The 19844-nt window shown below is 63.7% G+C and carries 21 protein-coding genes and 1 pseudogene; 13 read left to right on the top strand and 9 right to left on the bottom strand.

Features of this window, described 5'->3' with window-relative positions; genetic code table 11:
* Positions 1-120 precede the first annotated feature (120 nt).
* A complete protein-coding gene (locus tag I2H31_RS18960; RefSeq protein WP_196294633.1) occupies positions 121-1587 on the bottom strand; it encodes a complex I subunit 4 family protein in 1467 nt (488 codons plus the stop codon).
* Between the two features lie 178 nt (positions 1588-1765).
* Here I2H31_RS18960 and I2H31_RS18955 point away from each other — a divergent pair, with 178 nt between their 5' ends.
* Entirely contained in the window at positions 1766-2257 is a 492-nt protein-coding gene (locus I2H31_RS18955; protein WP_196294632.1) for a hypothetical protein, read from the top strand.
* Here I2H31_RS18955 and I2H31_RS18950 read toward each other — a convergent pair.
* The gene (locus tag I2H31_RS18950) at positions 2254-3540 is read right to left on the bottom strand and encodes a serine hydrolase (protein ID WP_196294631.1); all 1287 of its coding nucleotides are present in this window, start codon (positions 3538-3540) and stop codon (positions 2254-2256) included. The genes I2H31_RS18955 and I2H31_RS18950 overlap by 4 nt on opposite strands.
* A 142-nt stretch (positions 3541-3682) precedes the next feature.
* Here I2H31_RS18950 and I2H31_RS18945 point away from each other — a divergent pair, with 142 nt between their 5' ends.
* From I2H31_RS18945 to I2H31_RS18930, 4 genes are all read left to right on the top strand, one after another.
* A complete protein-coding gene (locus tag I2H31_RS18945; protein WP_196294630.1) occupies positions 3683-4081 on the top strand; it encodes a VOC family protein in 399 nt (132 codons plus the stop codon).
* A gap of 79 nt (positions 4082-4160) precedes the next feature.
* Positions 4161-5111: a bifunctional helix-turn-helix transcriptional regulator/GNAT family N-acetyltransferase gene (locus I2H31_RS18940; protein WP_196294629.1), complete on the top strand. Its 951-nt coding sequence runs from the start codon at positions 4161-4163 to the stop codon at positions 5109-5111.
* Between the two features lie 23 nt (positions 5112-5134).
* Entirely contained in the window at positions 5135-5548 is a 414-nt protein-coding gene (locus I2H31_RS18935; protein ID WP_196294628.1) for a DUF2000 family protein, read from the top strand.
* Between the two features lie 65 nt (positions 5549-5613).
* A complete protein-coding gene (locus tag I2H31_RS18930; RefSeq protein ID WP_196294627.1) occupies positions 5614-6477 on the top strand; it encodes a glutamate--tRNA ligase family protein in 864 nt (287 codons plus the stop codon).
* A gap of 14 nt (positions 6478-6491) precedes the next feature.
* Here the strand turns inward: I2H31_RS18930 and I2H31_RS18925 are convergent, their stop codons facing one another.
* Both I2H31_RS18925 and nfi read right to left on the bottom strand, forming a co-directional pair.
* Positions 6492-7550: a T9SS type A sorting domain-containing protein gene (locus tag I2H31_RS18925; RefSeq protein WP_196294626.1), complete on the bottom strand. Its 1059-nt coding sequence runs from the start codon at positions 7548-7550 to the stop codon at positions 6492-6494.
* A 140-nt stretch (positions 7551-7690) separates the two neighbouring features.
* Positions 7691-8377: a deoxyribonuclease V gene (nfi, locus tag I2H31_RS18920; protein ID WP_196294625.1), complete on the bottom strand. Its 687-nt coding sequence runs from the start codon at positions 8375-8377 to the stop codon at positions 7691-7693.
* A gap of 145 nt (positions 8378-8522) precedes the next feature.
* On the opposite strand from nfi, the gene I2H31_RS18915 reads away from it, so the two are divergent.
* Positions 8523-9098: a DUF1990 family protein gene (locus I2H31_RS18915; protein WP_317192241.1), complete on the top strand. Its 576-nt coding sequence runs from the start codon at positions 8523-8525 to the stop codon at positions 9096-9098.
* On the top strand, positions 9076-9780 hold the full coding sequence (locus I2H31_RS18910) for a DUF1990 domain-containing protein (RefSeq protein ID WP_196294624.1): 705 nt from the start codon (positions 9076-9078) through the stop codon (positions 9778-9780). Before I2H31_RS18915 ends, I2H31_RS18910 begins: the two co-directional genes overlap by 23 nt.
* A 14-nt stretch (positions 9781-9794) precedes the next feature.
* Here I2H31_RS18910 and I2H31_RS18905 read toward each other — a convergent pair whose 3' ends face one another.
* Entirely contained in the window at positions 9795-10481 is a 687-nt protein-coding gene (locus I2H31_RS18905) for a head GIN domain-containing protein (protein WP_196294623.1), read from the bottom strand.
* Between the two features lie 13 nt (positions 10482-10494).
* On the bottom strand, positions 10495-10719 hold the full coding sequence (locus tag I2H31_RS18900) for a hypothetical protein (RefSeq protein WP_196294622.1): 225 nt from the start codon (positions 10717-10719) through the stop codon (positions 10495-10497).
* A 217-nt stretch (positions 10720-10936) separates the two neighbouring features.
* Here I2H31_RS18900 and I2H31_RS18895 point away from each other — a divergent pair, with 217 nt between their 5' ends.
* The 3 genes from I2H31_RS18895 to I2H31_RS18885 all read left to right on the top strand — a co-directional run bounded on the left by I2H31_RS18895 (position 10937) and on the right by I2H31_RS18885 (position 13575).
* Positions 10937-11383, top strand: coding sequence for an SgcJ/EcaC family oxidoreductase (locus I2H31_RS18895; RefSeq protein WP_196294621.1), 447 nt, complete (start codon positions 10937-10939; stop codon positions 11381-11383).
* 24 nt (positions 11384-11407) lie between these two features.
* Complete coding sequence (locus tag I2H31_RS18890; RefSeq protein ID WP_196294620.1) at positions 11408-12388, top strand: helix-turn-helix transcriptional regulator; 981 nt, start codon at positions 11408-11410, stop codon at positions 12386-12388.
* Between the two features lie 134 nt (positions 12389-12522).
* Positions 12523-13575, top strand: coding sequence for an NAD(P)-dependent alcohol dehydrogenase (locus tag I2H31_RS18885; RefSeq protein WP_196294619.1), 1053 nt, complete (start codon positions 12523-12525; stop codon positions 13573-13575).
* A 60-nt stretch (positions 13576-13635) separates the two neighbouring features.
* Here the strand turns inward: I2H31_RS18885 and I2H31_RS18880 are convergent, their stop codons facing one another.
* From I2H31_RS18880 to I2H31_RS18870, 3 genes are all read right to left on the bottom strand, one after another.
* On the bottom strand, positions 13636-14157 hold the full coding sequence (locus I2H31_RS18880; RefSeq protein ID WP_196294618.1) for a hypothetical protein: 522 nt from the start codon (positions 14155-14157) through the stop codon (positions 13636-13638).
* 39 nt (positions 14158-14196) lie between these two features.
* Positions 14197-14994 carry a 3'-5' exonuclease gene (locus I2H31_RS18875; protein ID WP_196294617.1) on the bottom strand — a complete coding sequence of 266 codons (798 nt, stop codon included), beginning with the start codon at positions 14992-14994 and terminating at the stop codon, positions 14197-14199.
* Between the two features lie 117 nt (positions 14995-15111).
* Positions 15112-16350, bottom strand: a complete 1239-nt coding sequence (locus I2H31_RS18870; RefSeq protein ID WP_196294616.1) for a T9SS type A sorting domain-containing protein — start codon at positions 16348-16350, stop codon at positions 15112-15114.
* Between the two features lie 517 nt (positions 16351-16867).
* On the opposite strand from I2H31_RS18870, the gene I2H31_RS18865 reads away from it, so the two are divergent.
* The 3 genes and pseudogenes from I2H31_RS18865 (at position 16868) to I2H31_RS18860 (ending at position 19737) form a co-directional block, all read left to right on the top strand.
* Entirely contained in the window at positions 16868-18409 is a 1542-nt protein-coding gene (locus I2H31_RS18865; RefSeq protein ID WP_196294615.1) for a class I SAM-dependent DNA methyltransferase, read from the top strand.
* Between the two features lie 8 nt (positions 18410-18417).
* A pseudogene (locus I2H31_RS25835) lies at positions 18418-18690 on the top strand (DNA methyltransferase); the annotation flags it as partial.
* Positions 18691-18786: 96 nt separating this feature from the next.
* Positions 18787-19737 carry a type IIL restriction-modification enzyme MmeI gene (locus I2H31_RS18860; protein ID WP_449555672.1) on the top strand — a complete coding sequence of 317 codons (951 nt, stop codon included), beginning with the start codon at positions 18787-18789 and terminating at the stop codon, positions 19735-19737.
* Positions 19738-19844: the final 107 nt, after the last annotated feature.

The following is a 19844-nucleotide window of genomic DNA, read 5'->3' as shown; positions in this document are numbered from 1 at the left end:
TTCAAATAAGAACGTCCGGCCGACGGCGAACGTCATGCAGAGCGCAGCGAAGCATCTCGCCTGGGTAACTAATTACTTGCTGCACGCGAGATGCTTCGCTGCGCTCTGCATGACGCGCTTTTAGCGCCCGACCTGCGTGAGCAAACTGGTCACGGCCGGCTCCGAAATGCTCATGAACGAGTTGGGGAACAAGCCCAGCCAGAACACCAGCGCGATGAGCGGCACCAGAATCAGCAGCTCGCCGCCGGTGAGGTCGGTGATGGTTTCGGAAAACGAAGAATCTGGCCCCAGCATGACGCGCTGGAACATGCGAAGTAGGTACACGGCCGAGAAAATGATGGTGAGGCCAGCCACGGCACCCACCCAGGCGTTGTACTGGTACACGCCGGCCAGCAACAGGAACTCGCCCACGAAGCCACCGGTGAGCGGCAGGGCTACGGTGCTGAGCAGCATCACCAGGAAGCACACCGACAGGATGGGCGTGCGGCGCGTCAGGCCGCCTAAGTCGGGGATGTAGCGGGTGCCGGTGCGGCGCTCAATGGCGTCGGCGATGAAGAACATGCCGACCACGTTCACGCCGTGAGCCAGCATTTGGATGGTGGCGCCCTGCAGGCCGATTGAGGTGAGCGAGAACACGCCCGCCGCCATCAGGCCCACGTGGGAGAGGGAAGAGTAGGCAATGAGCCGCTTCACGTCGCGCTGCCGAATGGCGATGATGGCGCCGTAGATGATGCCGATAACCGAGAGGATAATGACCAGCTTGCTCCACTGGCTCACGCCCAGCGGCACGACAGGAAGCAGCCAGCGCATGGTGCCGTAGATGCCCATTTTCAGCATGATGCCCGAGAGCAGCATGGTGGCCGGGGCCGGCGACTCGGTGTACGTATCCGGCTGCCAGGTGTGGAAGGGGAAGATGGGCATCTTCACGGCGAAGGCCGCGAAAATCAGCCAGAACAGCCACGACTGCTCCGCCGCGCTCAGCTTGAGGTTGTAGAAGGCCGACAGTTCAGAGGAGTGCGCGGCCAGCGAGCCGGCGGCGGGGCCGGTTTGCAGGTACAGATACACGAAGCCGGCCAGCATCAGCAGCGAGCCCACCACGGTGTAGAGGAAAAACTTGAGGGTGACGGCCACGCGGCGCTCGCCGCCCCAGGCGCCGGCCAGGAAATAAATCGGAATCAGCGCGACTTCCCAGAAGAAATAGAACAGGAAGGCGTCGAGCGAGGTGAACACCCCAAGCAGGCCCGTTTGCATGAACAGCACGAGGGCGTAGAAGGCCGAAGGGTTGTCGTAGTCGTGCTTGAAGGCGCTGAGCAGGATGAGCGGGACCAGGAAGGTGGTGAGCAGCACCAGCAGCAGGCTCAGGCCGTCCATGCCCACGTGGAAGTTGATGCCCGCCGAGGGAATCCAGGCGTAATCGAGGTTGAAGCTGGCCGAGCCGGTGGTTTTGAAGGCGATGGCGGCATAGGCCGCGAGGCCAAATTCGAGGAGCGAAGCACCGAGCGCGAGGGCGCGGGCAGTGGCTCCCTTGTTGAGCAGCAGCAGCAGCGCGGCGGCCAAAGGGAGGAAAAGCAGGACAGCAGTCAGCATCGGCAATAGCAGGAGGGCAGCAGCGGCGCCGGGAAACCGGCCCGCAAATTGACCGCAAACTTACGCATTGCTGGGTAAGGCTCCGCGGTATTTTCGGAACTTCTGCCCGTGCCGGGCTGCCCCAACCCGCAACGTTGGCCGGCAGCCGTTGCAGCGATACCCGGTAAATTGGTCTGCTATGAATAAAATACGCCTTCGGTTTTTGTGGCGGACCAGCTTTTTCTGGCTGCTGCCGCTCAGCGGATGCACGCCCATGCCCTTCGTTTATGTCTTTTTGCGCAATACTTCGGCCGGGCCCGTGGTGGTGTGGCTAAAGGGGCCTGGGAAAATGGTGCAAGGGGTGTTTCGGTCGTCGGTGCTGCTCCGAAAAGGGCAGTACCACAACACCCTGCTGTATGCGCCGGCCCTCGTCCGGCCCACACGGAAAAATGCCGACCGGATGCACGATTCGTTGGCGGTTGCCGGCACGGGGCCCACGCTAAAATTCACGGTGCCGAAGCATTCAACTGTTTGGCTGGGCGTTTTCACGCGATGGGGCCAAAATGCTTTTCCGCCGGAACTCAGGCTGCAACGAGCCGACTCGGTAGTTTCCGTTCTAAACGAAGCGGCGCTTGCGAAAGCGGCCCACGGCAACTTTCTGGGCGAACGCCGCCTTTGGCTCGATATCTAGCGGACCACCTGGCGGCTCATCAGCACGCGCCCATTGGCATCAAGCCACTGCGCCAGGTAGAGCCCCGGAGCCAACGCCGCCACCGAAACAGCGGTTTCGGCTCCGGTGGTGGGCTGGCGCCGCACTTCGCGTCCCAGCGCATCGGTCAGGCGCACGGCGGTGGCGGTTTGGGCCGGCTGGCGCAGGGTCAGGGTTTCGGGGGCGGGGTTGGGAAAAGCCAGGAAACCGGCAGCCTCAGCCGCAGCGGCGGCGGCAGTGGGCCGGCAGAACACGGCCATGATTCTCGTCCACAATTCATTGTCGAACGACGAGACGGCCAGGGTGCGCGGGCCGGCCGAATTGCCCTGCCGCACCACCACCAGGCCCAGGCTGGGCACCACGTAAATCTTCTGGTCGTTTTTGCCAAGCGCGGCAATCATGTCGGCCGGCGCGGCGGGGGTGAAGGCGCCGGGGAAGTTGATTTGCGAGCCCGGCAGGCGGTAGCTGGGCTGGCCGTTGAGCCACCAGAGGTAGCCGTAGCTGCGGTTCAGCGTCTGGCTGGGCGTGGTCATGCGCCGGAAATAGGCCGTGTCGAGAATTTGCGTGCCGTTCCAGGCGCCGCGGGCCAGCACAAACAGGCCGAAGCGGGCCATGCTGCGGGCGCGGCTGTAGTACACGTCGTTCACCCACAGGCCGCTCATGCCGAGGCGGTTGGCGAGGCGCTGGTTGGTGTACTGCGTGATGCTGGCCGCGCCGCTGGCTTGCACCAGCACGTCTTGCAGGGTGCGGTAGGCGCCGGTGTGGTAGGCCCAGCGGGTGGCGGGCGGGGCGAGGTACAGCAGGCAGCCGGGCGTGGTGCTCTCGTTGTCGCAGGGCGCGGGCGGGGTGTCGTCGAGCCCGCTGGTCATCGTGAGCTGGTGGTGAATGGTAATCTGGCGCTGCTGCGGCCGGGAGGCGCTGGTCCAGCGCCCCAGGTACTTCGAGGCGCTGTCGTTTAGGCTCAGGAGGCCGTCCTGCTGGGCCAGCCCGACGAGCGTGCCCGTGAGCGACTTGCCCGCCGAGGCCCAGTACCAGACGGAATCGGCGGTGTAGGTGCCATAGTACTGCTCCACCACCATGCGCCCGTCTTTCAGAATGAGCAGCGACTTGCTCCCCTTGCGCCCGGCGAAGGCGATGAGCGAATCGAGCGGCGTTTGGCACCAGCCCAGGCTGGCGGGCGTGGCGCTGGCCCAAGTGGTGCCGGTGAGGGGCGGGAAATAAAGGCTGGGTGTTTGCGCCCTGGCCGCACCGGTAGCGAGTAGCAAACCAGGAAGGCAATTGAAAGCGAGTAAATAGTTTCTCATCGTCGCAAAGGTCTTAACAGTCGAATATGTACCTAGACTTGTGAGTTAGTCGTTGGTTTAAATAAATCGGCGAGCGTTTCTGGCTGAGCTTATCTAACTGTTTATGCACACGAATCTTCCCATCCTGCGGGTGGCCCGGCCCACCGACAACTTGCCGGCGTTGCTTCAATTCTATTGCGAAGGGTTAGGGTTGCAGCAACTCACATCTTTCACCGCGCACAACGGCTTCGACGGCGTCATGCTGGGCCATCCGGCCTCCCCATACCATCTGGAGTTCACGCACCAGCCCGGCCACGCCGTGGGCCGCGCACCTACCTCCGATAACCTGCTCGTTTTCTACCTGCCCGATGCTGCCGACTGGCAGGCTGCCGTGCAGCGCATGCAAGCCGCTGGTTTCGAGCCGGTGCCGTCTTACAACCCGTACTGGGACGAGGACGGCCGGACTTTTGAAGACCCCGACGGCTACCGCATAGTGCTGCAGCGAGCCGCTTGGCGCCTATAAAACCACCGATAAAAACAGCCGAATGGTTGGGAAATAATTTAAAGCATTACTTTTGTGTAAGTGCTTACACAAAATCGAGATGGACTTTCTACAGCAGCTCGGGCCAGTGGCCCTGGGCAGCCGCCTGCGGCGAATGAGCGAATATTTTACCAGCGAAGCGGCGGGTATTTACGCCGACTACGGCCTGGATTTCCAGCCGCGCTGGTACCCGGTGTTCTACCTAGTGGCCCACCGGCCCGGCATTTCCAGCAACGAAATAGCCGACCAGATTGGCCACACCCATGCTTCGGTAAGTCAGATTGTGAAGGAGCTGGTGCGCAACGGCCTCCTCGCCATGACCACCGACCCGCAGGACCAACGCCGTCGGCTGATGACGCTCACGGAGCAGGGCCAAGCGGTGCTGCCCCAGCTGCGCGCCCAAACCGACGACGTGCGCCGCAGCATGCAAGCCTTGCTCACCGAGGCCGACGCCAACCTGTGGCAGGCCCTCGACCGGCTGGAAGGCCAGTTGCAGCAGCGCAACCTGCGCAGCCGGGTGGCTCGGGTGCGGGAGCTGCGCGAGCAGTCGCCCGTGCAGCTGCGCGATTTTCGGCCGGGCGACCAGCCCATCTTCCGGCAACTCAACGAGGAATGGATTTCCACCTACTTCACGCTGGAAGCCGCCGACCTGAAGGCCCTCGACCACCCCGAAGAGTACATCCTGGCCCCGGGCGGCGGCATTCTGCTGGCCGAAGTAAACGGGCAAGTGGTGGGCACCTGCGCCCTGATTAAGATGGCCGACGGCGGCTACGAACTGGCCAAAATGGCCGTGGCTCCGGCCGCGCAGGGCCAGCAGATTGGCTACTTGCTGGGCCAGGCGGCCATCCAGCGGGCGCGCGACCTGGGCAGCCGACGGGTGTACCTGGAAAGCAACTCGAAGCTGGCGCCGGCCCTGGCGCTGTACCGCAAGCTCGGCTTTCAGGACCTGGCGCAGCCGCTGGCTTCGCCTTATGCCCGGGCCAATGTGCAGATGGAGTTGCGGCTGAATTAATGGAGTTGAAAAAGTTGTAATCGATGTTGTACGACACTAAAATAGCGCTGGTTCTGAAAGCCGATTTGCCGACCTGGCAGAAGCTCAACGTGGCGGCTTTTCTGGCCAGCGCCGTGGCCATTCAATTCCCCGAAACGCACGGGCAACCCTTTGTGAACGGCTCTGGCGTCACGTATCTGCCCTTTTTGAAACAGCCGGTGCTGGTGTATCAGGCGGCGGAGGAGAAGGATTTGCGGCGCGCCCACCAGCGGGCCAGCGAGCGGGGCTTGCAGGTAGGCATTTACACCGAGCCCCTGTTCGCCACCAAGGGCGAGGCTGAAAACCTGGCCGTGATTGCGCAATACACCACCGAAACCCAACTGCTGGTGGGCCTGGTGGTGTACGGCGATGCCAAGCAGGTCAGCAAAGCGCTGGACGGCTTGAAGCTGCACACCTGAGCGGCTTGAGCGCGCTGAAAAGCTACTTTCGCCTTTCATCGCCCAACAACCTCATGCACCCGAAGATGCCCCCCGTCGTCTCGCGCCTCGCGCCCACGCCCAGCGGCTACCTGCACCTCGGCAACGCCGTGAACTTCGTGCTTACCTGGCTGCTCACGCGGCAGGCCGGTGGCACCCTGCACCTGCGCATCGACGACCTGGACCGCGCCCGCCTGCGCCCGGCGTATCTGGACAATATTTTTCGCGTCATCAACTGGCTGGGAATTGATTACGACCACGGCCCCGGCGGCCCCGACGATTTCCTGCGCCACCACTCGCAGCTCCTGCACCTGCCCGCCTACAACCGCGTGCTCCGCCGGCTGGCGCTGCGGCCGGGGTTGGTCTACGGCACTCGCCGCAGCCGCACGGGAGGCATTCCTGATTTGGTGCCGTTGGACGCGCCGGGTGCCGCTTGGCGAGTGCGGGTGCCTCCCAAAGTGTATGTCGCCGGCCTTGACTCGGGTAAAGTGACCATTCCACTGGCTGCTTTGATGCCCGACTTTATTATCCGCAAAAAAGACGGCGTGGCCGCCTATCAGGTGGCTTCGGTGGTGGACGACTTGCGCCTGGGCACCACGCTCATTGTGCGCGGCCTAGACCTGCAGCCCAGCACCGCGGCCCAGCTCTGGCTGGCCGGGCAACTCTCCGAAACCGCCACTTTCAACGCCGCGCGCATTCAATTTCACCACCACCAACTGCTGACGAACGAAGCGGGCCAGAAGCTGTCCAAGTCGCAACAGTTGCCTTTGGAGGCGGGGGTGCTGGCCGAATCGCAAGGGCAGCGAGCGGTGTTTCGGGCAGTGGCGCAACTGCTGGCGCTCCCCAAAGAAGCAGGGGAGTCGCTGACCGCCCTGCAACAGGCATTCAGCAACTCCCCCGGGTTTCTATAAGCAAGTAAGACGGGTTATTCTTTTACAAGGCGGGTCCGCACACTACCCGTGGCCGTGCGGGCTTCCAGCAGATACACACCCGGCGCCACGGTGGTGAAGGGCACCGTGGCCGTTTGGACGCCCGCCGGGAGTTGGCTGGTCCATACCAAGCGGCCGTTGAGGTCGGTGAGCAGCAGGTGGGCCGGGCCTTTTTGGTTGGCCAGGGTGATTTGCACGGCGTCGGTGGCTGGTACCGGGCTGGCCTGAATGCTCAAGCCATCGGGGCCGGGCTGGCCCACGCGCGTGGCCAGCAGGGTACTGGTGCCAAATACCCTGAACGCCATAGCTACAGCTACGGGGGTGGCTCCGGTGCCAGCGCCGGGGTCCGAGAGGGGAGTCCAAGTGGTGGTGATGCCGTCGTTGGTGCCCTGTAGCGCATTGGCGCTGGGCTGGGTGCGGGCGCCTGCGGTGGTCACCGGTACAAAGAAGTGAGCAGCCCCGCTGGGCACGTCCGAAGTCCAACTCACCCAATAAGTTCCCGGCTGTAGCACCAGGCCGGGGGCCACCGTAGCCTGTACTTCCCATACCTTGCGAGTGGTGCCGGGCGGGGTGGTCGTTGGGACGAGGCTGTTGAAGATGCGGTAAGTCAGCGCGTCAGTCGAGGTGCCCAAGCGGTTGGTGGTTGTATTGCCGAAGACAACCGTGGTCCCGGCGGTACCGGGCTGGCCACTCCACACCCGGATGGTCAATTTGCTGAAGGGCGAAGGCGTGGCCGTCGCCCCGGTCTGGTAGCCAAAAAAGCTGAAGCTGCTCACGGTCCATCTCTGACCGGCCGGTACGACAAAATCATCGGCCAGTTCCTGCTCAAGACCTGTGTTTTGGTTGATGCTGGCATTAAAACCAGAGGCACCGTTCGAAACCAGCGTGTTGCCAGTATCATTTTGTGCTTCGCTCCACTGTGTGCCAGCGGGAGCGGCTACTCCGTTTTTGCTCGTAGCTGTGGTGGTGATGCTCCCGCTGGTAAACAGTTGTTGTGCCCAACCACTGGAATCAGTTGCGAAAACTAATGTGATAAGCGTAATAAGTTTTTTCATGCGGATTTAGCAAAAAAATTAAAATTAATTCGCTAAATGTAATGATTTTTAAATGATATGTATCATAACGAGAAAAAATAATAATTATTTTATACAATAGTTACTAGTGAAGCGTTAGCTGGGCTGGCTCAAATAGAATTTTATACCTCCTTCTTGAACTGCTCGGCCCAGTGGTCGGCCAAGCGGGTGGGCTCGGGCAGCTTGTAGCCGCGCAGGCAGGCCAGCGTGAGGCGCGTGGCCGTGGCCTGGTCGCAGCGGTGGCCGGGGCTCACGAACAGCGGCAGCACCTTGTCTTTGCTGCGGATGACTTCGCCAATCAATTCGCCGGTTTTGGGGTCGACGAGGGGCGTGATGTTGCCGCGCTCGATGCCAGGTTCCTGGAACGTGCCGGTCAGCTTCTGCTTGGCCACGCCGAAGGTGGGCATGTCGAGCAGCACGCCGAGGTGCGCGGCAATGCCCATGCGGCGCGGGTGCGCAATGCCGTGGCCGTCGACCATGATGACATCGGGCTTGTTTTCGAGCTTGGCGAAGGCGTGAATGACGTTTGGCGCCTCGCGGAAAGACAGAAAGCCCGGCACGTAGGGCATGTCGACGGGGCCGTAGTTGTACACTTTTTCCACCAGTTCCAACGACGGAAATTTCAGCACCACGAACACCGACAGGATGGTGTCGGGGGTGGGGAAAGAGGAATCGCAGCCCGCGATAAGGCGCAGTTCCTGCGCCAGGGGCTCGGCGCGCACGCGCTGGCGCATTTCCTGTTGCTGCTGCGTGAGGCTTTGCACGAGGACGGGGTCGGGTGGGGGGCCGGGGGGGCGGTAGTAGGCCATGCGCTATTAATTATGAATTAGAAATTATGAATTCTGAGTTCGGAACGTAGCCCGGTCATGCCCTGAAATGCACAGGGGGCGTATACGTAAGCGGCACGGCCCGTGCCCAATTCAGAATTCATAATTTCTAATTCATAATTCCCAAGTGGAACACTCCGAACAGCCGGCCGCCACTGGTTCGGGCCCCTGGCTCGAACGGCGCTACTACCTCGACGTGGCCCGGCCACGCCTGGCCCCGGCGCAGCTCATGGCCCAGGTGCAGGCCGATGTGCCGCGGTTTGCGCCCGAAGCGCTGGCCGATTTCAAGAGGAAAGACGGGGCTGCAGATGGACTACAGGTAGGCACGGAGTTCGAAATCAGCATCCTGGGCCCCTGGAACGGTTGCGTGCGCGTGACCGAAGTCAGCGCCACGCACTTCGAGTTCATCACCCTCGAAGGCCACCCCGAGGCCGGCCGCATCCGCTTCGAAACGCATTACCTCGACGAGCGCCCGGACGTGTTGCGGTTTGAAATCCGTTCCCGCGCCCGCTCCCGCGACGGCCTCGTGGCCTTCGCCTACAACACCATCGGCGTGGGCAAGCGCGTGCAGGAAGAAACCTGGAAAGAGTTTTGCCGGCGCGTGGCGGCCGCCAGCGGTGGCCAGGCCCTGGGCGATGTCGTAGTCGAAACCCTAACTCACACTGAGAACTCCGGCCCCAATGAGCACGAGCGCCATTCCTAAGCCGGCTGCCAGCGGCCCGGCGCCGTGGGAGCAGTACCGCGCCCGCCTCGAAGCCTACACCGACGCCAAAGTCAACTACGACTTTTCGCGCCAGAGCGAATACACCACCGAAACCGGCTGGCGCCTCGATGACTACGCGGCTGACTTGCCCGCCGAAGCCCCCGGCCCGCCCGAAGCCCACGGTTCCTTTGCGGCGGCGCAGGACGTGCTGCGCCGCTACGCCTTCCCGCCGCCCGACCTCATCACCGGCATTTTCAAGCCCGACGGCCCGCTCGAGAACCGCATCATGCTGCTGCGGGCCCAGTTTTTGTTCTTTAAATTCTACTTCGGCGTGCGGGTGAGCGGCGTGACCGACGAGGCCGCCCGCGAAACGCCCACGAGCCCCGAGCGGGTGTGGGGCTACGGCTACCGCACCCTCGAAGGCCATTTCGAGCGCGGCCAGATTGACTTCACCATCCACAAAAACCTGGCTACCGGGGCGGTGCAGTTTCGCATCCACGCCGTGTCGCAGCCCGGGCGCATCCGCAACCCGTTCTACTGGGTGGGCTTCAAGCTGTTCGGGCGCAGGCTCCAGCGCAAGTTTGCCCGCGAGTCGTTGCGAAGGATGAAGGAAATGGTGACGGCGGCGCTGGCAACGGGCGCTTCGGCTGCGGCGCCGGCCGCCGCAGCCGAACAGAAATAAACGGGGCCTGGGCTTTAGCCCATGTGCTTGATTTCGCCGTCCCCGTAGTGCCGCACGTCGAGCAAGCGGCCAGCGCCCGCGTAGTGCACCGAGCCCGCGCCGAAGTGCTGAATGGCAATGGTTTGCTCGGCGCGCAGCTGAATGTTGCCGGCCCCCAGGTTGCGAAGCTTGAGGTGCTGAGCCACTAGTTCGCCGCAGTCCAGGTCGCCTTCCGACATATTCGTGATTTTGACCGTGCCGGCCGTGCCCGCTAGCTGCACGTGGCCCTGGCAGGCGCAGTGCAGGCTGAGCGCATCGGCCCGCAGCCGGAGCTGGGTGTTGCCGAGGGACTGAATTTTGATTTCCAGCGGCTCGACGGCCAGCAGCGGCTCCGGGCAGATGACGTGGCCTTCGCTGGCAATGTCGAGATGCTGCAGCTGACGCACGTGCACCACCACGTGCAGCTGCGAGTACGCCGGGCGCCGCAGCTTGTCCTCAGTGGTGACGTAGAGGGTGCGGCCGGCGTTGACGACGCCGACGTGCTCCAGCAGGTTGTCGTCGGTTTCGATGACGACTTTTTCCTCGGTGCTTTGGCGCAGTTCGACGGTGCCGTGCACGCTCAGGTGCAGGCGGGTGAAGGAGCTGACGGGTTGGGTGCGCACCGCAAGGGTGCCGTTGCCTTGGACTTGCATGAGCTGGCGGAGTTGTTTGAAGGAAAACATGGAGAAAATGAGGTCAGTCGGGGAGGGGCGCGCAGGCGTAGCCGCGGGAATGCAAGACAGCCGCCACGGCGCGGGCATCGGGTGCGCCTTTGGGGCTTTCCACGCGCAGAATTCGGTCGCAGTCGTCCAGGTCGAAGGTGATGCGCCAGGTGGGGAAGCACGCCCGCAGGCCGCGCAGCAGCGCAGCCGCCGCGCGGGGGCAGGTAACGTCGGTGCGGAAAACTTCAACTTCGGGCATGAGCGCGGCGCGGCCATTAAGGGGGCCGATGCCGTTGCAAACTTCCGAGCCTGACCTAGCCAGCGCGTTACACCTGCCGGAGCCAGAGGTGCAGAATCAGGAGCTGGCTGCCTCGGAGCCGCAAAAACTCCGGCAGGTGTAAGCGAAAGGCCGTTTTCTGTAACGACCACCGGGGCTGCCCCGCAGACCTTTGCTCCGTCACCTAAGCTTCTCCGCCATGCCTGAGCCCGTGTCCGTTGCCCGCGAGCAAATCCAGTCCCTACTCGACCAAATGGCGGCCGCCTGGCAAGCCGGCAACGGCGAAGAATTCGCCGCCAACTTTACTGACGACGCTGACTATGTCGTGTTCGATGGGACTCATCTGACCGGCCGGGGAGCCATTGCGCAAGCCCACCAGGAGCTGTTTCAGGGCGTGCTGCGCGGCTCCCGGCTGGTGCGGGGCCGCGTCACCGATTTCCGGCTATTGGCTCCCGCCGTGGCGCTGCTGCACAGCACCGGAGCCGTGCAGATGCGCTGGCAGAAGCAGGCGCCCGTTGGCCGCGAGTCCGTCCAGACCATGGTGGCCGTACTCGGCAACGGGCGCTGGCAGTTTGCCGCCTTTCAGAATACCCGCATTGCGCCGCCCGGCCCGTTCACCAAGCTGCTGCTGCGCCTGATGAAATAACTTGCGTCACCTTACTCTCCGGCCATGCCCCTCGAAGTACGCCACGGCAGCAGCCACCTGCTCATTCATCGCAACGACTACGTGGCCAGCGACTTTGATGCCACGGAGCTGGTGGAGCACGCCCGCGAAATCGAGCTGCCAATTGGCAAAGGTTACCAGGCGCACTGGTATTTCGACGGCATTCGGCTGGCCTATGCCCGCTGGCACTACCGGGAAGCCTTCACGGCCGATTGGCAAACCGACCTCGACGTGGTGCACCTGCATTTCAACCTGCGCGGCCGCACCATCATCGAAAACCGCCGGGCCGGCACCGTGCTCCACCTGGCCAGCTACCAGCACAACTTGTCCTACGCCCACGGCTTCGAGGGCACCATCCGCAACGAGGAGCTGGAAGCCGAAACCTTCATCCTGCAGTTCACCAAGCCCGCCTTCCTGGCCCTGGCCCAGCAGGCCAACGAGCCGCTGCGGCGCTTCTGCGCCGCCGTGCTGGCGGGCCAGCAGCTGGTGCTGAGCGAGCAGGGCCTGCACCTGAACCTGGCCTTGCACACGGCCATCCGGGAAGTGCTGGACTGCCGCTTTGCGGGGCCGCTGAAAAAACTGTTTCTCTACTCCAAAGCCCTGGAAATACTCGTGTTGCAGGCCGATGCCTTCGAGCAGGCGCAGGCCCCGCGCCGCTACGCCCGCACCGACTACGACCAGGAGCGCCTGCTCTTTGCCCGCGACTACCTCGTGCAGCACCTGGCCCTGCCGCCCAGCCTGCCCGAGCTGGCCCGCGTGGCCGGCCTCAACGAGTTTAAGCTGAAAAAGGGCTTCAAAGAGCTGTTCGGCCAAACCGTGTTCGGCTACCTCAGCGACTACCGGCTGGCCGACGCCCGGGCCCAGCTGCAGGACCGCCAAAAAACAGCCAGCGAGCTGGCGTTTGAGTTGGGCTATTCGTCGGTGCAGCACTTCAGCACGGCGTTCAAAAAGAAGTTCGGCGTGAGCCCCACGGAGCTGAAGGGCTAGCCGGCGGACGGGGCCCCGGCTCGACGGTACGGCTGGACGTAACCCGGATTTTAGCCCGTCGCCCCAACCTTCGCCCGCACAAGGAGTTTAGCCCCTGGCCCCCGGGCCCTGTTCTTTTACTCAGATTCCACTTTATGCTCCCCACCAAAGCTTACGCGGCCCCCGCCGCCAACATCCCGTTAGAACCTTTCAACTTCGAGCGCCGCGACGTCGGCCCGCACGACGTTCTCATCGACATTCAGTTCTGTGGCGTGTGCCACTCCGACCTGCACCAGGTGCGTGACGAGTGGGGCGGCTCGATTTTTCCCATGGTGCCGGGCCACGAAATCGTGGGCCGCATCACGCAGGTGGGCGACCAAGTCAGGAACTTCAAAGTGGGCGACCTGGCCGGCGTGGGCTGTATGGTCGATTCCTGCCGCACCTGCCCCAGCTGCCAGGAAGGCCTGGAGCAGTACTGCGAAACCACCGGCATGGTGGGCACCTACAACGGCCGCGAAATCGGCACCGGCGCGCCCACCTACGGCGGCTACTCCTCGCAGATTGTGGTCGATGAAAAGTACACCCTCAAGGTGTCCGAAAAGCTGGACCTGGCCCGCGTGGCGCCGCTGCTCTGCGCCGGCATCACCACCTACTCGCCCCTGCGCCAGTGGAACGTGCAGCCCGGCCACCGCGTGGGCGTAATGGGCCTGGGCGGCCTGGGCCACATGGCCGTGAAGCTGGCCGCCGCCATGGGCGCCGAAGTCACCGTCCTCAGCACCTCGCCCAGCAAGGAAGCCGACGCCAAAGAGCTGGGCGCCCACAAGTTCGTGGTGACCAAAGACAAAGCCCAGCTGAAGTCGGCAAGCAACTACTTCGACTTCATCATCAACACCGTGTCGGCCCCGCTCGACCTGGCGGCCTACCTGAACCTGCTGCGCCGCGACGGCACCATGATACTGCTGGGCGTGCCGCCCGAAGCGCCCCAGGTGCACGCCTTCAACCTCATCGGCAAGCGCCGGCGCATTGCGGGCTCGCTCATCGGCGGCATTGCCGAAACGCAGGAAATGCTGGACTTCTGCGCCGAGCACAACATCATGTCCGACATCGAGCTCATCAACATCAAGGACATCAACAACGCCTACGAGCGCATGCTGAAAGGCGATGTGAAGTACCGCTTTGTCATTGACCTGGCCACGCTGGAAAGCTAGGGGGCGATGCTTCGGCTAAATAAAAAGGCTTCTGCGTGGTGCAGAAGCCTTTTTTGTGCGCTATTTGGTGAGCAGCGGCGGGCTGGTCAGGCCGTCGCGAAGCTGGCCGTTGACGGTGGCCTCGCGGCGGGTGATGCGGTAGCCGTCGCACCGGCTTTTGCCGGATTCCTGCGTCAGAACGATGTTGTTGATGTCGTACTGGCGACCAGCGGCCGGCACCACCAGCCGGTAGCTGCCGGGCTGCGCGGCGGGGCCGCTCTGGGGCACCGCAAACTGGGGCGGGTGCTGGCCGCTGGCGTACACGGCCAGCACGGGGCGCTGGCCCACAGTGGCCCAGGGCTGGCGCAAGGTGTCGGTGGGCGACTGGAAATCGGTGGTGGCGTAGCGCACGAGGTAAGCCGAGCGCCATTCGGCCCGCCGGAAACCCGCCGCAGGGTCGGGCAAGGTGTCGGTGCTGAAAGCGAGCGAGAACTCGGGCGGCGGGGTCATGCTGAGCGGACACTGAACATCCTGGCAGGCAGCCAGGGCCAGGGACGCGGCCAGGGCGGCAGCGGCGCGGCGAAGAGGAAAAGAGAAGCGCATGAAAGGGACGTGGTGAAGTGCTTGAAAAGGGTTGTTTCCTCACATGACCCGTAGCATGGGCGCTGGGGTTGCGTCGGCGTACACCACGTGCTCGTCGCGGAAAGGCTCTTCGCCCCGGAATTTCTGGAGGAGGCGGGCGGTGGTAATGATGTCCTTCTGGCAATAGGCCGCAATGCGGGGCAGGTCGTTTTCCTCCCAGTACACCCGCGCCACGTCGGCGCCCGTGATGTCGTCTTTGGGCGTGGGAATGCCGAAGATGGTGGCCAGCAGGTGGAGCGAGGTGTAGGACTTGTGGTCGCCGAACTTCCAGAGTTCCAGGGTGTCGTGGTGGTTGATTTCCCAGGGCTTTTTGCCGGCTAGGTCGAGTTGGGCGGGCAGGGGCAGGCCGTTGACGAGGAGGCGGCGGCCGAGGTAGGGAAAGTCGAACTCCTTGCCGTTGTGGGCGCAGAGGGCAAAGTGCGGCTTGTGGCCCAGCAGCTTGCCGAAGTCGCGCAGCAGCTGCTTCTCGTCGTGGCCGGCAAAGCTCTTCACGCGGAAGCGGGTAATTTCCTCCTGCTTGTCGTGCACGAAATAGCCCACCGAAATGCACACCACCTTCCCAAACTCCGCGTAAATGCCGGCCTGCTCAAACAGGCTGGCGGCGGTGAGGTGGTCGGGCAGGGGCTCGGGGGCCTGGGGGCGGCCGGTGTAGCCCTGCTGGCGGCGCAGGCTCTCGCTCTTGTGCTCCCAGAGCTGGCGCAGCATCTGGTCGAGGTTGTCGTGGCAGTCCACGCAGGGCACGGTTTCGATGTCGATGACAAAGAGCTGGTCGAGCGGGGTGCGGTGGAGGTGCTGCATGGCGGGAGGGGGAAAGGGCGGTGAAGGCCGGCGGGGACGCGAACGCCCGGTCGCTGGCCTATCCCAAAGCTACGCCATAGGCGGCGCTGCCTGCAAGGGCAGCCGGCCCCCTGCGGCCTACTCCACCACCAGGTGGGCGGCGCGGGTGCCGGCGCGCACCACGTACACCCCGGCGGGCAGGCCGGCCACGTCGAGGGTGGCGGCGGCCGGCCGCACGAGGCGGCCCAGTCCGTCGTACACGGCCAGGGGCGTGCCGGCGGCCAGGCCCGGCACTTGCACCACGCCGCCGTGGGCGGGGTTGGGCACCAGCACCAGCACTAGGCCTGCGGCCCCCTCTCCATCGGCGGCGGGCACGAACTGCACGGGCGAGTAGGCCACCGTGCCGTCCAGGTCGCGCTGGGCCAGGCGGTAGTAGGCGGCGGCGCGGGCGTTGGCGTCCGGGTAGGCGTAGGCGTGGGCCGTGGCGCTGCTGCCGGCCCCGGCCACGAAGCCCAGGGCGGCAAAGGCCACGCCGTCGGCCGATTTCTCCACCGTGAAGCCGGCGTTGTGCTGCTCCGAGGCCGTGTGCCAGGCCAGGGCCACCGCCGCCGGGCCGGTGCGGACGGCCGCGAAGGCCACCAGCTCCACGGGCAGGGGCTGGAGGGAGTTTAGCGGGCTCACCCGGTCGAAGCGGTTGGCGTCATCGGTAGTACCGTCGCCGAGCTGGCCGCTGCTGTTGTAGCCAGTGCTGGCAAAGTTGTAGCCCGACACCGTGCGCACCGCCGTGAAGGAGGACGCGAGGCCGGGGGCCAGCGCGGTCCAGGTGGTGCCGTTGGTGGCTTCGCGGGTGGGCACGGCCCGGTCGGTGGTGGTGCCGTCGCCGAGCTGGCCGTTGGTGTTTAGGCCCCAGGCGTACACCGTGCCGTCGGTGCGCAGGCCCACGCTGAAGATGTAGCCGGCCGCCAGCTGGGCGTAGGTGCCGCCCCCGCTCACGGCCGTGGGCACCAGGCGGTCGGTGGTGGAGTTGTCGCCGAGCTGGCCGTAGCCATTGAAGCCCCAGGCCCAGGCCGTGCCGTCGGCTCGCAGCCCCAAACTGAAGCTGGTGCCCGCCGCTACCTGCACCCAGTCGGTGGCGGTGCCCACTTGCACCCAGGCGGTGCTGCTGGTGGTGGTGCCCGTGCCGAGCTGGCCATAGGTGTTGTCGCCGGTGGCCCACAGGCTGCCGTCGGCGTGGATGGCCAGCGAGTGGGACCGGCCGCCCGCGAAGGTGCCGCGTAGGGCCTGCGCTCCGGCCCCCAGCGGGGCCAGCAGAACCAGTACAGCCAATAAGAGCCCGGCCGCGGCCTTGCCTGCGGTGGTAGAGAAGAAGTGTTTCATCAAGTCAGTGCGTTATTCGCCCGGCAACGCGCTGGCTTGGCATCGGTAAAGCTACGGCCGGACTGCCCGGTGTGGTACTATTTTGGGAAAAGATAGGGAGGGATGAAGGGTTCTGCCCGCTCCTGTATGGATGCTGTACTGGTTGTTGGGCGGCGCGCAACAGCTGCCAGCTAACGCGCAACACCTGTCCCGCTGAACATATCGCCTGTCATCCTGAGCGCAGCGAAGGACCTTATCGCCGAAGAACAACTTGTAGTAATCATAAAGTAAGGAGCGCCAGCGTGATAAGGTCCTTCGCTGCGCTCAGGATGACAGGCGATATGTTCAGCGGGACAGGTGTTGCGCTCAGGATGGCGGGTGATATGTTCAGCGGGACGGAGGGGGGCTTGGTTCGGGTGTCGTTCAACGAGGGCAACCACCCCGGTTTGCGCGGCGCGCAAACATCCCCTCCTTAGAAAAGGAGGGGAGTGCCGGTTCCGCCGCTTACCTTCCGCTTTTCATCTACCTCTTCGTTTTTATGCCCCTGTCCCTGGCTGAGCTGCGCCACCGCGCCACCGCGTTTGCCCTTGAGTATGCCGATACTGCCTCCGAGCGGGCCGAGTCGCAGAGCTTCTGGCGCGATTTTCTGGACGTGTTTGGGCAGAACCGGCGGCGGGTGGCCCAGTTTGAGGTGCCCGTGAAGAAGGCCGACGGCGGCCAGGGCTTCATCGACATGTTCATCCCCGGCAAGCTAATTGTGGAGCAGAAAACCCTGGGGCGCGACCTGGCCAAAGCCACCCAGCAGGCCCGCGACTACTTCCCCGGCCTGCCCGACTACAAGCTGCCCCGCTACGTTCTGGTTTCCGACTTCGCCCGCTTCCGCCTCCACGACCTCGACACCGGCCAGGAAACCCAGTTCGGCCTGCCCGAGCTGCCCGAGCACCTCCACCTCTTCGGCTTCCTGAGCGGCTACCAGACCCACGCCACCGCCCCCGACGACCCCGCCAACGCCGAAGCCGCCGAGCTCATGGCCGCCCTGCACGACGCCCTGCTCGCGGGCGGCTACCACGGCCACGCCCTCGAAGTCCTGCTCGTGCGCCTGCTGTTCTGCCTGTTCGCCGAAGACACGGCCATCTTCGAGCCCGATGAGTTCCGGGCCTTTCTCGAAAACCACACCGCCCCCGACGGCTCCGACCTTGGCCCCCGGCTGGCCCAGTTCTTCCACACCCTCGACCAGCCCGAAGCCGAGCGCCCCCGGGCCTTGCCGGCCTACCTGGCCAGCCTCCCCTACGTGAACGGGGCCCTCTTTCGGGAAGATTTCCGGTTCCCGGCCTTCACCGAGGATACTCGGGCGCAGCTCATCCGGTCCACGTACTTCGATTGGAGCCGGATTTCACCGGCCGTGTTCGGCTCTTTGTTCCAGAGCATTGCCGACCCGGCCCGCCGCCGCACCCTGGGCGCCCACTACACCTCCGAGCAAAACATTCTGAAGGTCATTCAGCCCTTGTTCCTCGACGAGTTGCGCCAGGAGCTGGCCCAGGCCGGCAGCAGCCGTCCCAAGCTCGACGCCCTGCACCGCCGCCTCGAAACCATCCATTTCCTGGACCCGAGCTGCGGCTGCGGCAACTTCCTGGTGGTGACCTACCGGGAACTGCGCCTGCTCGAACACGAGGTGCTGGCCCGCCTGCTGGCGCCCCAGCTCGCCAATGGCCAAACCGTGAACCTTAGCCTCTACGCCCTGGTGCAGGTAGACCAGGCCCACGGCATCGAGCTCGAAGAATTCGCCGCCCGCATTGCCGAAGTGGCCATGTGGCTCATCGACCACCAGCTCAACCTCCAGCTTTCTGCCACCTTCGGCAACCGCTACGTACGCCTGCCCCTGGTCCGCACCGCCCGCATTGTTATTGGTAATGCCCTCTTGCAAGATTGGGCTGAGGTATTGAACTTGCCCGGTTATACAGTAATAGGAGAGGATACCAACAGCGCGACGCCTGATAATAAAAACGCGACACGCGACACGCGACACGCGACACGCGACACGCGACGGAGTACTATGTCCTCGGCAATCCACCATTTGTAGGGTCCAAGCTTATGACGGCTCAGCAGCGCCAGGATTTGCTGGGCGTGGCCGGTGCCAAGCTGCCCGGCGCCGGCGTGCTCGACTACGTGGCCGGCTGGTACCTCAAAGCCGCCCGCTTTATTGAGAGCACGGCCATCCGGGCGGCGTTTGTGAGCACCAATTCCATTACTCAGGGTGAGCAAGTGAGCATCCTGTGGGGCGAAATGCTGAACCGCTACCACATGCACATTCAGTTCGCTCACCGCACCTTCAAATGGAACAATGAAGCGCGGGGCACGGCGGCGGTTTTCTGTGTCATCGTCGGCTTTGGAACGGAAAAGCGTCCCGCCCGACTATTCGACTACGCCACTCCGCGTAGCGAGCCTTTGGAATTGAAGGTGGCCAACATCAATCCTTATTTGGTGGATGGCGAAAACGTATTAGTCGGTAGCCGAAGCCGTCCGCTGAGTCCAGTTCCGGCAATGGTGTCCGGCAATAAGCCTATCGACGGTGGCAATTACTTATTTACCCCTGAGCGAAAAGAAGAATTCTTACGCAAAGAGCCTCAAGCGGCTCCCTACTTTAAAAGATGGCTTGGCGGGGAAGAGTTTATCAATGGCACCGAGCGTTGGTGCCTATGGCTAGGCGATGCTTCGCCAACTGAATTGTCAAAACTGCCAGAGGCTAAGAAGCTGATTGAAGCGGTGAGAGTCTTTCGGGACAGCAGTGACAGTCTTCCAACCAAAAAACTTGCATTAACACCGACCCGATTTCACACGTCGTTTGTCCCTACAAAACCTTTTCTGGCCCTGCCGCAAGTATCATCAGAGCGGCGACGCTTTATCCCTATTGCTTTTCTAACACCTGAGTTCATGTGCGGTGATAAGCTACGGCTTATTGCTGATGCCACACCCTATTTATTCGGCGTCCTCACTTCTACAATGCATATGGCATGGATGCGGCATGTAACTGGAAGGCTAAAGAGTGACTATCAATATTCAAAAGATATAGTCTACAACAACTACCCCTTTCCCCCCAGCCCCAGCCCGAAACAAACCGCCGCCGTGGAAGCCGCCGCCGCCCGCGTGCTGGCCGCCCGGGCCGAGTTTCCGGACGCCACGCTGGCCCTGCTCTACGACCCGCTCACCATGCCGCCCGCGCTGGCCCAGGCCCACGCCGCCCTCGATAGGGCCGTGGACTTGTGCTACCGCCCGGCCGCTTTCCCCACCGAGCTCAGCCGCCTTGAATACCTGTTTGGCCTCTACCGGCAGTTGGCCGAGCCCCTGCTGCCGGCCCCCAACCGCCGGACAGCGCCAGCCAAAGCCAGGCGGGCGCGCAAAGCCGGGTAGCGTAGCGCGGACTCTGTAGTCCGCGTCGCCGCGCCGGCCGGATGTAGCGCGGACTCTGTAGTCCGCGTCCCCGGCGGATAGTTGAACGGAACAAATGGCGCGGGGAC

The organism is Hymenobacter ruricola (assembly GCF_015694525.1).
Lineage (GTDB): Bacteria > Bacteroidota > Bacteroidia > Cytophagales > Hymenobacteraceae > Hymenobacter > Hymenobacter ruricola.
The sequence above is the reverse complement of the archived record's forward strand: the minus strand, read 5'-3'. Positions and strand labels throughout refer to the sequence as shown.